The 14,140-nt window shown below is 54.3% G+C and carries 13 protein-coding genes; 6 read left to right on the top strand and 7 right to left on the bottom strand.

The genetic code is table 11. The features are described 5' to 3' along the window. Positions 1-41 precede the first annotated feature (41 nt). From IMCC3135_RS35050 to IMCC3135_RS24495, 4 genes are all read left to right on the top strand, one after another. The gene (locus IMCC3135_RS35050) at positions 42-1,007 is read left to right on the top strand and encodes a lytic transglycosylase domain-containing protein (protein ID WP_236994839.1); all 966 of its coding nucleotides are present in this window, start codon (positions 42-44) and stop codon (positions 1,005-1,007) included. A 94-nt stretch (positions 1,008-1,101) separates the two neighbouring features. Continuing rightward, positions 1,102-2,031, top strand: coding sequence for an ABC transporter ATP-binding protein (locus IMCC3135_RS24505; protein WP_088922051.1), 930 nt, complete (start codon positions 1,102-1,104; stop codon positions 2,029-2,031). 86 nt (positions 2,032-2,117) lie between these two features. Further along, on the top strand, positions 2,118-2,894 hold the full coding sequence (locus IMCC3135_RS24500; RefSeq protein ID WP_205738165.1) for an ABC transporter permease: 777 nt from the start codon (positions 2,118-2,120) through the stop codon (positions 2,892-2,894). A 45-nt stretch (positions 2,895-2,939) separates the two neighbouring features. Continuing rightward, complete coding sequence (locus IMCC3135_RS24495) at positions 2,940-3,761, top strand: class I SAM-dependent methyltransferase (protein ID WP_088919985.1); 822 nt, start codon at positions 2,940-2,942, stop codon at positions 3,759-3,761. Between the two features lie 69 nt (positions 3,762-3,830). Here the strand turns inward: IMCC3135_RS24495 and IMCC3135_RS24490 are convergent, their stop codons facing one another. The 6 genes from IMCC3135_RS24490 to mfd form a co-directional block, all read right to left on the bottom strand. After that, positions 3,831-5,153, bottom strand: coding sequence for an ATP-binding protein (locus IMCC3135_RS24490; protein ID WP_088919984.1), 1,323 nt, complete (start codon positions 5,151-5,153; stop codon positions 3,831-3,833). Positions 5,154-5,192: 39 nt separating this feature from the next. Beyond that, the gene (locus IMCC3135_RS24485; protein ID WP_088919983.1) at positions 5,193-5,930 is read right to left on the bottom strand and encodes a response regulator transcription factor; all 738 of its coding nucleotides are present in this window, start codon (positions 5,928-5,930) and stop codon (positions 5,193-5,195) included. A 1-nt stretch (position 5,931) separates the two neighbouring features. Next, positions 5,932-6,219 carry a hypothetical protein gene (locus IMCC3135_RS24480; RefSeq protein WP_088919982.1) on the bottom strand — a complete coding sequence of 96 codons (288 nt, stop codon included), beginning with the start codon at positions 6,217-6,219 and terminating at the stop codon, positions 5,932-5,934. A 33-nt stretch (positions 6,220-6,252) separates the two neighbouring features. Further along, positions 6,253-6,948, bottom strand: a complete 696-nt coding sequence (locus tag IMCC3135_RS24475; protein WP_157736247.1) for a glycine zipper 2TM domain-containing protein — start codon at positions 6,946-6,948, stop codon at positions 6,253-6,255. 153 nt (positions 6,949-7,101) lie between these two features. Beyond that, positions 7,102-7,869, bottom strand: coding sequence for a CsiV family protein (locus IMCC3135_RS24470; protein WP_088919980.1), 768 nt, complete (start codon positions 7,867-7,869; stop codon positions 7,102-7,104). Positions 7,870-7,906: 37 nt separating this feature from the next. Beyond that, positions 7,907-11,368, bottom strand: coding sequence for a transcription-repair coupling factor (gene mfd, locus IMCC3135_RS24465; RefSeq protein WP_088919979.1), 3,462 nt, complete (start codon positions 11,366-11,368; stop codon positions 7,907-7,909). Positions 11,369-11,536: 168 nt separating this feature from the next. Here mfd and IMCC3135_RS24460 point away from each other — a divergent pair, with 168 nt between their 5' ends. Both IMCC3135_RS24460 and lolD read left to right on the top strand, forming a co-directional pair. Further along, positions 11,537-12,787, top strand: a complete 1,251-nt coding sequence (locus IMCC3135_RS24460) for a lipoprotein-releasing ABC transporter permease subunit (RefSeq protein ID WP_088919978.1) — start codon at positions 11,537-11,539, stop codon at positions 12,785-12,787. Further along, positions 12,780-13,478, top strand: a complete 699-nt coding sequence (lolD, locus tag IMCC3135_RS24455; RefSeq protein ID WP_088919977.1) for a lipoprotein-releasing ABC transporter ATP-binding protein LolD — start codon at positions 12,780-12,782, stop codon at positions 13,476-13,478. Before IMCC3135_RS24460 ends, lolD begins: the two co-directional genes overlap by 8 nt. A gap of 83 nt (positions 13,479-13,561) precedes the next feature. On the opposite strand, the gene IMCC3135_RS24450 is transcribed toward lolD, so the two are convergent. Beyond that, complete coding sequence (locus IMCC3135_RS24450; protein ID WP_088919976.1) at positions 13,562-14,131, bottom strand: DUF2062 domain-containing protein; 570 nt, start codon at positions 14,129-14,131, stop codon at positions 13,562-13,564. Between the last annotated feature and the right edge of the window lie 9 nt (positions 14,132-14,140).

Below are 14,140 nucleotides of genomic sequence, written 5' to 3'. Positions count from 1 at the left end.
GTCAAATATTATTGAAGAGGAAGACGCTGCAAGCCGTGACGATGCCATTTAATTTTCGACAGAAAACCGACACTGTGAAGATCATTCGCAACGTCGTGCTGTGCATGGCTGTCATGGCGTTGGCGGGTTTTTCAAAGCCTGCGCCGCTAGGCGATGGGAACTCCAGCGTTACCCGCAAGCTCTGGGAAGTCGAGCAGCCTGTTGTTTTCATCAAAGAACCTACCGCTCTGCAGAACAACGTCTCGGCAAAACCGCTCATTGCTGTCCCCGTCCGTCGACTGGCAAGCTTCGTGACAGAGGCGCTGCTGGATCCAGTGCTGGGTGAGGTCAGTTATCGTGAATGGGCGTCGCCAGGCCGGTATTCTCCAGATCGCGTGCTCGCCGATTTGCAAAGCCCGATGCCGGAACGGTTCTATGGTGTCGGCTTTCCGGATATCAGGACGCATGACAAAAAAGTACATCTGGTGAGCTTCACACCTGATGTAGTATCAAACTGGAACCCGATGATCACCTGGCGTGACAGCGCGCAGGAAGGCCAGCTGCAAGAACCCATAGCGCACGTCAGATGCATGGGCTTGTCGCCTCAGTCGGTTGCCAGGCGTGCCGATCGTTTCGAATCACTGATACTGGAAACCTCCCTTGAATACGATGTCAGTGTCAGCCTCATCAAGGCGATCGTGACCGAAGAGTCGTGTTTCAACAGCCAGGCGGTGTCGCCGGTTGGAGCGTTGGGCCTGATGCAGCTGATGCCTGATACAGCGCAATGGCTCAAGGTCAAGAACCCTCTGGATCCGATGGATAATTTGCGCGCCGGCGTTCGCTATATCGCCGCCTTGCAAGAACAGTTCGACACACTTGAATTGGCACTCGCAGCCTATAATGCAGGTCCGGGTAATGTCCGTCGATATAAGGGTGTACCCCCATTTGCCGAAACGCAGGCCTACGTCCAGAAGGTCCAGGCGCATTACCGGCGCTACGTGGCGGCAACTCAGCTCGCATCACGCTGATAAAGGTACATTGTGTAGTTACACCATCCTGATTCGAGTCATCAGCTATTGCTGATAAACTGAGTCTTGCTCAAGCCGTAATCCCCTGATGCTCATGAATGCCCTGTCCATTGCCGGTCTGACCAAGACCTATGGCGAAAAAGTCCATGCCCTGAAAGGGATTGATCTCGATGTTCCCGATGGGGATTTCTTCGCTCTGCTGGGCCCTAACGGTGCCGGTAAATCTACCGCTATCGGTATCATCAGTTCACTGGTCAACAAGACTGCGGGAACCGTCCGAGTCTTTGGTCATGATATCGACAAAGAGCCCGAATACGCCAAGGCGAGTATCGGTCTGGTGCCTCAGGAATTCAACTTCAATGTCTTTGAACCTGTGTTGCCCACGGTTCTCAATGTCGCCGGATACAATGGTATCAGCCGCAGTGTCGCATTGACCCGGGCAGAGTACTACCTAAAGAAGCTGGATCTGTGGGAAAAGAGAAAGGCTCCTGCACGAGAGCTCTCAGGAGGCATGAAAAGACGCCTGATGATTGCACGGGCGCTCATGCACGAACCCCGATTGCTGATTCTGGATGAACCGACTGCGGGTGTCGATCTTGAGATTCGACGCTCCATGTGGTCCTTTCTGACAGAATTGAATGAGCAGCATGGTACGACCATTATTCTGACGACCCACTATCTGGAAGAGGCCGAGGCATTGTGTCGCAATGTTGCGATTATTGATGGCGGTGAAATTGTGGAAAGAGGGGCTGTCTCACAACTGTTGAGCCGTTCGATGATGGAGACGTTCGTCATGGATATCCAGAACGATCCGGATGTCGCACCCGATCTTTCACCCTATACCGTCAGGCTGCGAGATCAGAACCGAATCGAGGTTGATGTTCCTCATGGCCATACTCTCAATGAACTGTTCAGTCGCTTGAGCGCCAATGGGATCGAGGTGACGAGCCTGCGTAACAAGACCAATCGCCTGGAGGAATTTTTCCTGCGCCTGGTCAGTCGTAAACCGGAGGCAGGCGCGTGAGTGAATCATCAGGTAGCAAAGATCAGGCTTCTGCAGTGGGCAATCAATCAGGTGGACAGTCCGAGAGTGGCACAGACAAGTACGCTCTGGACCTGATAGCGGTCAACCGCATTGCGTTTCAGACAATTGTCCGCAAGGAAATCCGGCGTTTTGCCCGTATCTGGGTGCAAACCATCATTCCACCTTCAATCAACGCTGTGCTTTACATGTTGATTTTCGGCAGTCTGATTGGTTCGCGTATCAGTGATATGGACGGGTTCCGGTATATCGATTTCATTGTGCCGGGCATTATCATGATGGCGGTTATCATCAATTCCTATTCGAATGTTGTCAGCTCATTCTTCAGTTCCAAAATGCAGTACTACATCGAAGAGCTTCTGGTATCGCCGGTCAGTAATATCACCATCGTTACCGGTTATGTCTGCGGTGGTATGGCACGTGGCCTGCTGGTAGGCTCGCTGGTCGCCATTGTGTCCCTGTTTTTTTCCGATATCAGCCCGGTTCATCCTCTTGTCACGATTGTCGTGGCAGTGTTGACATCCATGATGTTCTCACTCGGTGGTCTGATCAATGCAGTATTTGCGAAGTCCTTCGACGATATTTCCATCGTTCCCAATTTCATCCTGACGCCGTTGACCTATCTCGGTGGTGTTTTCTATTCAATCAGCATGCTGCCGCCTTTCTGGCAAACCCTGTCCATGTTCAATCCGATGTTGTACATGATCAACGGTTTTCGCTACGGCATTCTGGGTGCCAGTGACATTCCGATCTGGACAAGCTTTTTCGTGATACTGATCTTCATTGCAAGTCTGGGTACCATTGCCATGATGCTGCTCAACCGCGGTATTGGTATAAAACACTAGTTCGTCGTAACAAGCCTCAACAACCATTCCTTCGGATACCCATTCATGGCCAAGGCAGAAAAGGTAGTACAACCGACCATGGCAGAGCAGGCGGATCGCCATCTGCTCTATCAGGCTTCCGTTCAGAATCCGGACTTCGAGCTGGACTTCATTGACGATACTTTCAAGAAGATTCGTGGACGCAAGCCCAAGTCAATGCGAGAGGATTTTGCCGGTACGGCCATATCCTCCTGTCAGTGGGTCAAACGCCGCCGTGGCAATACGGCCATCGCTGTCGATATCGACCCTGAAGTCCTTGACTGGTCGCGCAAGAACAATATTGCGAAGCTGACTGTGGCGCAGCAGCAAAGACTCGAACTGATCGAAGATGATGTGCTGAGAGTTTCCACGGAAAAAGTGGATGTGCTGCAGGCCTACAATTTCAGTTACTGGTTCTTTCAGGAGCGGGCCACCATGCTGGCCTACTTCAAGCGCACCCGTGAAGCTTTGAATGAAGATGGTCTGCTTTTTCTCGATGTGTTCGGTGGCTCTGAGTGCTATCAGACTCAAAAGGAGAAGCGCAAAGTGGATGGTTTCAAATACATCTGGGAACAAGCTGAATTCAACGCCATCACCAACGAGCTGAAGTGCCATATACATTTCCACTTCCCTGACAAGTCCAAGCTAAAGGAAGCCTTCAGCTATACCTGGCGTGTCTGGGGTGCTCGTGAGCTGCGAGAAATTCTGGCTGAGGCAGGATTCAGTGAATCCATCGTCTATCGACAGGAATTCGATGCTGAAACGGATGAGGCACTGGATGAGTATGTGGCCACCGATGAGGCAGAGGACTACGCCTGCTGGCTCGGTTATATCATCGCCAAGCCCTGACTGATCGTTACTGCAGGGTCTGCTGACTCTGCAGTACACCCTCTTGATAAAAGCTATTCAGAGGGCGGATCAGACAAACCATAGTTCAATCCTGGCACCGCCATTGGCAGAGTGCCCCGGTTCCAGTCGGCCGCCGTGGTTGGCCATTAACTGTGCCGCTGCAGCCAGCCCCATGCCCGTTCCCGGCGTCTGACTATCAGCCCTGACGCCCCGACGCACCAGTTGTTGCAAATCCATATCGGGAAAGCCGGGTCCGTCGTCATCAATGCTCAGACAGCGTGATTCGGCTGTACCGGCAATCAAGATATTGTGAGCACCGTATTTACAGGCGTTTTCCAGGATATTGCCAAATATTTCGAACAAGTCGGCTTCGTCCATTCGAACCAGAAAATAGGCGTCGACCTTGATGACGAAACTAACGGTTGATGCATCGTAGAGTTTGTTCAGGGAACCGGCCATGCGTTCGATTACCGGGCGGAGCGGAATCGCTGGTGCCAGGTAGCGAGGACTGCGCAGATTGGCGCGTTGTACATGCCGTTCGATTGATGTCTGCATGAGCCGGGTCTGGTCCTGAATGGTGTCGCTGTCAGCCAGAGAGGGTTTGAGCAGGTTGCGCAGTACCGTCAGGGGTGTCTTCAGGCTGTGAGCCAGGTCATCGAGCATGTGACGATACTGGGCATGACGTTCTCGCTCGGTACGAAGCAGTGTGTTCAGCCCGGAGGTCATCGCGGAGAGCTCGCGTGGGACCGACTCACTCAGAGCATCTCGCTCTCCGCGTTCGATCTGTTCGAGCTCTTCTGCGATATTGCGTAGCGGTTTGAGTGACTGGCGTAAAACCAGCAGCTGAACAATCAGCAGAGCGACAGCCGATATCATCAAGCTCACCCAGAGTGTCTGATCGAAGCGTTTGAGCTGGCTTGTGAGATTGTCAGCCTCGTCCACGACATGAACCGTGAAGGGTAGCTCTGTGCCGTTGTCCAGCTCCCAGGCGGTAGCCAGTTGTAAGCGATGCAGAGGAGGGTAACCACGGCGCTCGACATTTTCAAACATCCAGTCGCCAATAGGACGTGACACAAAGTCGGGTACCCAGCTGGCAGTCGAGGTGCTTTGCCACAGTCGCTTTCCATCGATGCTCATCAATTCTGCGTACAGGCCGCTGGTCGCCTGATTGAGTCGTGGGTCTGGCAATGCGGACGAATTGACGGTGAGCCTGGCGTTGTCGCTGATCTCAGTCGCGCCAAGAATGCCGTAGACAAGCCCCTGCAGTCGATCAAAGCGGGCGGTTTCTGCTCGCTGGTGAACAGAGTAGGAAACCGACAGCGCCGTGAGTACCACGAATACGGTGAGTACCAGGCTGGTGCCGATTACCAGGCGAGAGGTGATGGATTGCACGAGTGGGTGATATGGCTAGCGGCTGTGACAGAAAAGAGCTCAAGTGGAATCGGATGGTGATTCGGGCGAAGTCTCAGGCGATGTCTCGGACGACTGTTCCTGCTTGCGTGACAGGGCCAGTCGGTAGCCGCGACCACGCAAGGTTTCAATCGGATTCAATGTCTTGTCGGCATCAAGCTTCTGGCGAAGTCTGCGAATGAAGACCTCCAGTACATTGGGGTCACGGTCCGTATCTTCGTCGTAGAGGTGATCGAGTAGTGTGGATTTACTGATGACACTGCCATCCTGAGTCGCAAGGTAGACCAGTACGCGATATTCGTAGGCTGTCAGTTCTATCAGTTTTTCATCAACGGACACCTGCTGGGTACGTGTGTTGATGCTCATGCGTTCGAAATGCATGACCGAGTCGCTCCAGCCGCCTGTGCGTCGCAGCAGGGCGCGAGTGCGTGCCAACAGTTCTTCGATGTGAAAAGGTTTGGTCAGGTAATCATCTGCGCCAGCTTCCAGTCCATCAACCTTGTCCTGCCAGCGATCACGGGCGGTCAGTATCAGAACGGGGTAGGTCCTGTCTTGCTGACGCAAGGCTCTGATCAGGGACAGACCATCTCGACCGGGTAGACCCAGATCGATAATGGCAATATCGATTGGCATATGCAGCGCAAGGTAAAGACCTTCCTCACCGTCACCGGTTTCATCAATGGCGAAACCCTGTGTGCGTAGCTCGTTCACCAACTGCTCTCGCAGGGTGGTTTCATCTTCAACGATCAGTGCACGCATTCTATTTCGCCTGCCTGATACGAAACACGCGCACACGCCCGTTGCTCAGGATTTTGACGGCAAAGATGGTCTGGCCATTGCCATCTGACATGGTCTGAACACCCAGCACCTTTCCATCTCCTCCATTTTGCTGTCGCGCAATCTCGATGGCTTGTTGCCGGTTTGCAGCATCTGCTGCCTGAGCGGGTGTGCCGGGAAAAATACTCAGCATGACCAGCAGCAGGCAGAGAGCCAGCACAACAGATTTCGTCCGTTGCTTGGAAGGCAGGATGTGTGTTGGCAGATGCATAGAGTGTGGGGCCTGTGAAACCGGATGCCGGCTCTATCGACGAGCCGGAGAAACAGATACCTGTAATTCAATACGATCGCCCGGGTCGCGTGGCAATTGAGTCACGAATTCCCGTCCCTTGTATCGATAGGTGACGTTGTAATACTGCAATTGCTGCTCCGAGTGGGCTTTTACTGTGTTGTTGCAGCGTTCCACCGGTCGTGTTTCATAAATCGGGCGTGACTCTACATGCCGTGCTCGCTCGTAGCTTCGATGCCGTGACACGCCATTGCTGGCCTCGTTACCAATGGCTCCACCAATGATGGCTCCGGCTACGGTAGCACCAGTACGTGAATGGCTACTCTGTCCACGACTTAACCGATTCCCGATGACACCACCGATGACGCTGCCAACAATGACATTGCCTGTTGAATTCTGTGAACGGTGATTGTCGGATCGGGATCCATCACGAATGACGACATCTTCATAACCGACGAGCACTTGCTGTTGCTCGGTCCAGCATTCCTGACGAGGAGTTCGGGCCCGTACTTTCTTGTAGATGGGCTGTACATCAACCACTGGCGCATACTCGGTAAAACGCTCGGTGGCGACCCGACGGTCACTGGCCTGCGTGGAGGCCGACATGGCGATCAGACTGGTAGACAAGAAGGCGCTGAGAAAAAGCTTGCGCGCTGTGCTGATTGAGCCGGGTAGTCTATCTGCCCGCTTGGATGGAAGTGCTGGATTCATGCTCTGCTCCTGATGACGACTGATCGCTGACACCAATGTCACGACTTGAATCGGACAATACCGCCCGGGTCCTGAACCCAGACTTAATAGCGGTTAGTACACCGGTGAAGCGTGGTGGTAGATAACCATTTTGATAGAGAGTTCACATTACCGTTATTCTTCAGGTCCCGGCTCGCGGTTGTTTTCGTCAATAAATTCCGGTGCCGATTCGATGGGTTCGTCATTGTCTGTGGACTCAGCCTCTGGTACCGATCCTTCTGGATCTTCAATCGGCAGAATTCGGGTCAGAATGCCAAATCGCGGATTGTCGATATAGTGCAGCTCACGGCTGCGCATTTTTCGGCTTTGTGACAGACGGAAACTCTGCTGGGTCTCGATGTCCGTGAATACCAGCTGTGCGTCCATATGCAAAAAGCGGCCAAGATGAACCTTGATACTGCCGTTGACGGTACTTGTGTTTATCTTACGCTCGCGCTCCGGGGAGGTATCTGCGGAGGCTGGGATGAAATCCTGATATTCACTGATGGATCCAGGCAGATAAAGCGGTATTGTTTCTCCCAGGCTGATGCGTACGGGAATGGCATCATCCACAGCCAGTCCGGGTTGTCTCCATGACAGATGCCGAATCAGTCGGTAGCGGCGTGAAGCTGCGATGGATTTGGCATTTTCTGCAAGACTCAAATTTTGTTCGAGTGGGATAAACCCGGCGGCAACGGCATCCTCTGTGCCCAGACGCAGGCTGCGTCCGAGTTTCGGAAAGTACAGACCGCCGGCGGTCAGATCGCGTCCATCGACGTTCTCGAACAGAACGACTTCAATCTGGTAGTCGCGAGCGTGCGCGATGCCTGTCATGAGCAGGGAGCTGATGACAAGCAGTTGCGCGGCTTGCCGCAGGTATCTGGTGATAGTGGTGATTCTCATTCTGTCTGATCGGGTCTCTGTTTGTGGACACTGAACATCATGCGGCCTCTGGCAATGCCAGTGTATCGAGCAGCTCGTTCAGGAATGCCTGGGCTTCGCTGGACTCTTCGAAGCTCTTGATGATGCGCAATACCTGCTTACCATCGAATCGGTAAGTACTGCTATGGCGCTGGATGGTCTGTATCAATGCCATTGGATCTATTTTGGGCTCCGGTGAAAAGACGATGCGTCCGCCGGCGGCGTTCAGTTCAAGTCTCTCTATGCCCAGTTGTTCGCAACGCTGACGCAGACGCATGACATCAAACAGTCTATCGGTTTGTGGTGGCAGAAGGCCGAAGCGATCGATCAATTCGATCTTCAGTTCACGTAATGCGTCACTATCGACTGCATTGGAGATGCGTTTGTACATGATCAGACGCTGATGGACATCTGGAACGTAATCCTCAGGCAACAGGGCAGGGACGCCTAAATCGACTTCTGTTCCATGTGCAAGAGGTTTGTCATAGTCTGGCAGTTTGCCGCTTTTGAGTGCCTTGACCGCACGCGTCAGCAGTTCGCTGTACAGAGTGAAACCGATTTCCTGGATCTGCCCGCTCTGGCCTTCGCCCAGCAGCTCGCCGGCACCTCGAATTTCCAGATCATGCGTTGCCAGGGTAAAGCCGACGCCCAGATCTTCCAGTGATTCTATGGCTTGCAGACGCTTTTCTGCATCGCTCGTCATGGAACCTTTGGGAGGTGTCAACAGGTAGGCGTAGGCGCGATGATGTGAGCGCCCGACGCGGCCGCGCAACTGATGTAGCTGAGCCAGTCCCAGTTTGTCGGCGCGATTGATCAGAATGGTATTGGCACTGGGAATGTCGATACCACTTTCAATGATGGTGGTCGCCACGAGAATATTGAAGCGCTGATGATAGAAGTCACTCATGACCTGTTCCAGGTCCGACTCACGCATCTGGCCGTGTGCAAAATTGATACGAGCACTGGGGACAATTCGTTCAAGATCTTCGACAATGCGTTCGATGGTCTGGACTTCATTGTGCAGAAAATAGATCTGACCACCACGAGCCAGCTCTCGCTCACAAGCTTCGCGAATCTGCACATCGGACCATTCACCGACAAAGGTCTTGATGGCATGACGATGCTGGGGTGGGGTGGCTATGATGGACAGGTCACGCATGCCCGCCAGGCCCATGTTGAGCGTGCGCGGAATGGGCGTGGCAGTCAGGGTGACGATATCCACTTCTGAACGCAGCGCCTTCATGTGTTCCTTGTGGCGTACCCCGAAACGGTGCTCCTCGTCGATGATGACCAGGCCCAGATTCTGGTACTTGATGTCTTTGCTCAGTAGTTTGTGGGTACCGATGATGATGTCAACACCGCCACTTTCGAGCTTTTTCAGAATGGCTTTCTGTTCCTTGGCCGTCTCGAAACGTGACAGCGATTCGATCTGCACCGGCCAGTCAGCGAAGCGATCCATGAAATTCTGATGATGTTGTCGGGCCAGCAAGGTGGTCGGTACCAGCACAACGACCTGCTTGCCGGCATCTACAGCAACAAAGGCAGCACGCATGGCCACTTCTGTCTTGCCGAAGCCGACATCGCCACAGACAACGCGATCGGTGGGTTGCGGCGAGCGTAGATCCGCCACCACCGCCTCAATCGCCGAAAGCTGATCAGGAGTCTCTTCAAAAGGGAAGGCCAGGCTGAATTGTGTGTAGTTGTCGGAATTTTCTGGAAAGGCAAAGCCTTGACGCGCCGCCCTGCGAGCATGGATTTCCAGTAGCTCGGCTGCGACATCGTAGGCTTTTTCGGCCGCTTTACGACGAACTTTCTGCCAGGTGTCGGTGCCCAGCTTGTGCAAGGGAGCCGACTCTTCGCTGGCGCCGGCATAGCGACTGATCAGGTGCAAAGAGGCAACAGGCACATAAAGTTTGTCATCACCTGCGTACTGAATGGTCAGATATTCGTTGGTGACATCTCCCAGTGTCAACGAGGTCAAGCCAAGGTAGCGGCCGACACCATTGTCAATATGGACGACGGGTGCACCCAGGTTCAGATCCGTCAGGTTGGAGATAATGGCTTCGGAGTCACGCGTTGGTCTGCGTCGCTCGCGGCGCTTGATTCTTCCCGAGCCAAGCTGCGACTCGGTAATCATCGCCACACGAGCCTCTGGCAACTGCAGTCCTCGATCCAGCGCTGCGGTGGTCAGGCATAGCGTGCGTTCGCTGCGCAGAAAAGCATCCCAGCTATCAACCGTTTCAGGTTGCAGACGGTTGCCGACCAGTTGGTCGAGCAAGGCTTCCCGGCGTCCGGTGGATTCGGCAACGAACAACACACGACCCGGAAACTTGCCGAGAAAATCCTGCAAGGCGCCCATGGGGCGTTCGCCGCGAGGGTCCAGCGGGTAGAGTCCGGGAGCTTCAGTGGCCAGATTGATGCTGTCGCTGCCGATCTTCTCGATCTGATAGCGTTGCGTATTGATCGTGTTGCGCTTGCTCAGCTCGATATGAATATCCGCAGCGCTGAGATATATCTCTGCAGGTGGCAGAATCGGACGCTCTACATCGTGGCGTCGCTGTTCGTATCGGTCGAGCGTGTTGTTTTCGAAGCTCTGAAAGGCCTCGGCCGCACCATCAAGCATGATGAAGCTGGCAGATTCGGGTAAATAGTGGAACAGTTGCGAGGTCTCTTCGAAAAACAGCGGCATGTAATACTCGATGCCTGATGGCGCACGGCCTTCGCTGACTTCCCGATAGATCGGCGTGTTTTTGCTCTCGGCGGCAAATGAGTTGCGGTACTGGCGTCTGAACAGAGCGATTCCAGCCTCATTGAGTGGAAACTCATGGGCCGGCAATAGTTCGATCTCCTGAGCCTTGTCCAGACCGCGCTGGGTGTCGACATCGAAGGTTCGAATCGTTTCTATCTCATCATCGAAGAACTCAACACGATAGGGCAGGTTACTGCTCATCGGGAACAGATCCAGGATGGAGCCACGCACGGCAAATTCCCCATGCTCCTCGACCTGAGTCACAAGGCGGTAGCCGGCATCAACCAGTCTGGAGCGGAATTCGTCCAGCGCCAGTGTGTCGCCATTCCTGATGATCAGCGCATGCTGATCGAGGAAACTTCGCGGTGGTAGTCTCTGCATCAAAGCTGCCGCGGTCAGCAGCAAAATGCCTTGTCGTGCATCACCCAGGGAGTAGAGGGTTCGGATGCGCTGGGAAATGATGTCCTGATGCGGCGACACGCGGTCGTACGTCAAGGTCTCCCAGTCGCTGAGCAGGTGCACCGGTAGATCGGCGCCTGCGAAAAACCTCAGCTCCACCTCCAGATGCAGAAGTTCGGTGGTGCTGGGGGCAATGATTACCAGCAAATCGTCGCAGCGTCGGGCGTGCTCGGCAATAGCGAGTGATTCAGAGGCGCCGTATAGTCTGCCCCAATGGGACTTGGGTGCGGCGTCTGCTGATAGCAGCAGTGCCGGTTCGTCAATAGTGCTCATGAACCTCGTGGAATCAGTCTGTCTGGCGGGAACGTTGCAGGGCTGATTGTCCCATATTTACCCCGTTCGGGACTTGCAGGCGTCATTTACTCAATCGGAACGCCTGCCTGCCTGTCAATTCACTACACTATCCGCGAACCTTGTCTACGGTAGCGGCTCCAACAGGTCATGTTTCAACCATACGAACTGTTCGTCGGTCTGCGTTATACGCGAGCCAAACGGCGAAATCATTTTATTTCATTCATCTCTCTGGTATCGATTCTTGGAATCATGCTAGGCGTGACTGCGCTCATTACTGTGACTTCGGTCATGAATGGCTTCGAGAAGGAGATGCGTGAACGAATTGTCGGGGCCTCGTCCCATGCCACGGTAACGGGGCTGGGTGACTCTCTGGAAAACTGGCAGGAAATTGCGGATATCGCCTCCGCGCACTCGGAAGTCATCGGTGCAGCCCCTTATGTCGAAGGTCAGGTGATGCTGGTGCATGCCGGACGCTCCACCGGAGCATTGGTTCGCGGCGTGTTACCCGAGGAAGAAGGCAAGGTATCTGAGCTGGGTGATCGGCTGGAGTACGTCGAATCTCTGGATGTGGCCTTGCAGCCTGGTGAGTACGGGCTTCTACTGGGGGCTGATCTGGCCTCTTATCTGGGAGCTATCGTCGGCGACAAGATCATGGTTATCACGCCTGAAGCCAACGTGACCCCCATGGGGTTCGTGCCGCGTGTCAAACGTTTTACTGTTACCGGTATTTTCCGGTTCGGAATGTTCCAGTTCGACAGAAATCTGGCGGTGATGCACGCGGTGGATAGTGCCAAGCTGTTCAAGATGAATGATCAGTACTCGGGCGTACGTCTGAAGCTGTCTGATACCAGTCTTGCCCCTCAGGTTTCCCGCGATCTGCAGAGTGAGCTTGGTTATGACAATTTCGTGAGCGACTGGACACAGCAGAATGCCAACTATTTCATGGCCGTAAAGATGGAAAAAACCATGATGTTCATCATTCTGTCAATGATTGTCGCAGTGGCGGCGTTCAACATCATCTCTACTCTGGTCATGCTGGTGCAAGACAAGCAGGCGGATATCGCCATACTGAGAACACAAGGGGCATCACCGGCCAGTATCTTGTCAATTTTTGTCGTGCAAGGCACCTTGATTGGTGTTCTGGGTACGGTAGCAGGGCTGCTTGGGGGCGTGGCACTGGCCAGCAATATCGATGTAGTGGTGCCATTTATCGAGCGTTTCACCGGCCCGGTGCTTAATCCTGAGGTGTATTACATCGACAAGATGCCATCCGATTTACGCAGCGCCGATGTCATCAAAGTGGGGCTCATGTCCTTTGGTCTGTCGTTGCTGGCAACTATCTACCCGGCGTGGCGTGCATCACGTACCGACCCGGCGCGAGCACTGGCTTATGAGTGAGAAAACGGACATCGTACTGGAAGCTTGCGAGCTGAGTCATAGTTACCGGCAGGGAGACCTCTCGGTAGATGTTTTGCGGTCTGTATCGCTGAGCATCAGGCGTGCTGAACGGGTGGCGATCATCGGTAGCTCGGGCAGCGGCAAGAGCACGTTGCTGCATCTGCTTGGCGGTCTGGATACGCCCACCTCCGGCACGATTCACCTGGCAGGTCAGAATATCGCAGAGCTCAAGCAGGCGGCGCGGGGACGATTACGTAACCGCTCTGTGGGTTTTGTGTATCAATTTCACCATTTGCTGCCGGAATTCAGTGCTCTGGAGAATGTCAGCATGCCGTTATTGATCCGTGGTGAAACCAAAAAGGCCGCCTCGGCGCAGGCCGCGCAGCTACTTGAAAGAGTGGGTCTGGGAGAGCGTTTGCGTCACAAGCCTGCCGAGTTGTCAGGTGGCGAGCGTCAACGGGCCGCCATTGCACGAGCTTTGGTAACTAGCCCTGACGTTGTGTTGGCGGATGAGCCGACCGGCAACCTGGATGAAGACACAGCCGGGCGCGTCTATGAATTGATGTTAGAGCTCAATCATGAGCTGGGCACCAGCTTTCTGGTGGTGACTCACGATAGTCGATTGGCAGGCCGGATGGACCGGGTTCTGAAGCTGACCCATGGCACCTTGCAAGAGCATTCGCTGGACTAACCTCGTTTTACGTCCAGCAGGAAATCCAGTCTCGGAGCGATGTTCTGGTCCACTGCTCTGGATCACGTCCTGGGGCAGAACTGTCAGTCTGAGCCTGATTTGTCCCAACGATGGGGTCTCTGGCGCCAGCGGCGCAGGGCGTGGATACGCCAGACAAGCATGGTTATGGTGAAACCCAGTACCGCGGATACGCAGGCACAAAACAGCATGCCCGTCAGCAAGGTAGGCCAGGCCTGACCGGCACTGATCAGCAGGCTGTGGGTAGAGAAGCTCAGTGGTTCAGCAAGAACCGGTTTGCCAAGAATCATTGACCCGCTGCGCCAGGCTGCATAAAGTAGGGGGGCAAAGGTCAAAGGATTGGTGAACCACACCATGACCACGGAGACAGGCACATGGACGCGCAACACGGCGGCAATGACTGCTGCCAGCAGCATTTGCAGCGGGATGGGAATCCAGCTGATAAACAGACCCACCGCAACGCCCCCGGCTACCGAACGACGATTGAGGTGCCAGACGGTCGGTTGGGCAAAAGTATTCCTTATCCAGGCTCGGCATGCATCTGGATGAGTGTCGGAGCCGCCCAGCTGCATGTGCAGCTTGCGGCGCACCGAGGTGGCATCGGGCAGGTGATCTCTCAACCAGTTACTGGTCATCGTCGGAGA

This window comes from Granulosicoccus antarcticus IMCC3135 (assembly GCF_002215215.1).
In the GTDB taxonomy this organism is placed as follows: Bacteria; Pseudomonadota; Gammaproteobacteria; order Granulosicoccales; family Granulosicoccaceae; genus Granulosicoccus; species Granulosicoccus antarcticus.
Note: the sequence above shows the minus strand (reverse complement) of the source record. Positions and strands in the feature narration are given on the sequence as shown.

Coding starts and splice junctions, on each gene's coding strand:
- IMCC3135_RS35050 (WP_236994839.1), top strand. CDS start 42: ATGCCATTTAATTTTCGACAGAAAACCGACACTGTGAAGATCATTCGC.
- IMCC3135_RS24470 (WP_088919980.1), bottom strand. CDS start 7,869: ATGAGAATCACCACTATCACCAGATACCTGCGGCAAGCCGCGCAACTG.
- IMCC3135_RS24480 (WP_088919982.1), bottom strand. CDS start 6,219: ATGCATCTGCCAACACACATCCTGCCTTCCAAGCAACGGACGAAATCT.
- IMCC3135_RS24505 (WP_088922051.1), top strand. CDS start 1,102: ATGAATGCCCTGTCCATTGCCGGTCTGACCAAGACCTATGGCGAAAAA.
- mfd (WP_088919979.1), bottom strand. CDS start 11,368: ATGAGCACTATTGACGAACCGGCACTGCTGCTATCAGCAGACGCCGCA.
- lolD (WP_088919977.1), top strand. CDS start 12,780: ATGAGTGAGAAAACGGACATCGTACTGGAAGCTTGCGAGCTGAGTCAT.
- IMCC3135_RS24450 (WP_088919976.1), bottom strand. CDS start 14,131: ATGACCAGTAACTGGTTGAGAGATCACCTGCCCGATGCCACCTCGGTG.
- IMCC3135_RS24460 (WP_088919978.1), top strand. CDS start 11,537: ATGTTTCAACCATACGAACTGTTCGTCGGTCTGCGTTATACGCGAGCC.
- IMCC3135_RS24475 (WP_157736247.1), bottom strand. CDS start 6,948: ATGAATCCAGCACTTCCATCCAAGCGGGCAGATAGACTACCCGGCTCA.
- IMCC3135_RS24485 (WP_088919983.1), bottom strand. CDS start 5,930: ATGCGTGCACTGATCGTTGAAGATGAAACCACCCTGCGAGAGCAGTTG.
- IMCC3135_RS24495 (WP_088919985.1), top strand. CDS start 2,940: ATGGCCAAGGCAGAAAAGGTAGTACAACCGACCATGGCAGAGCAGGCG.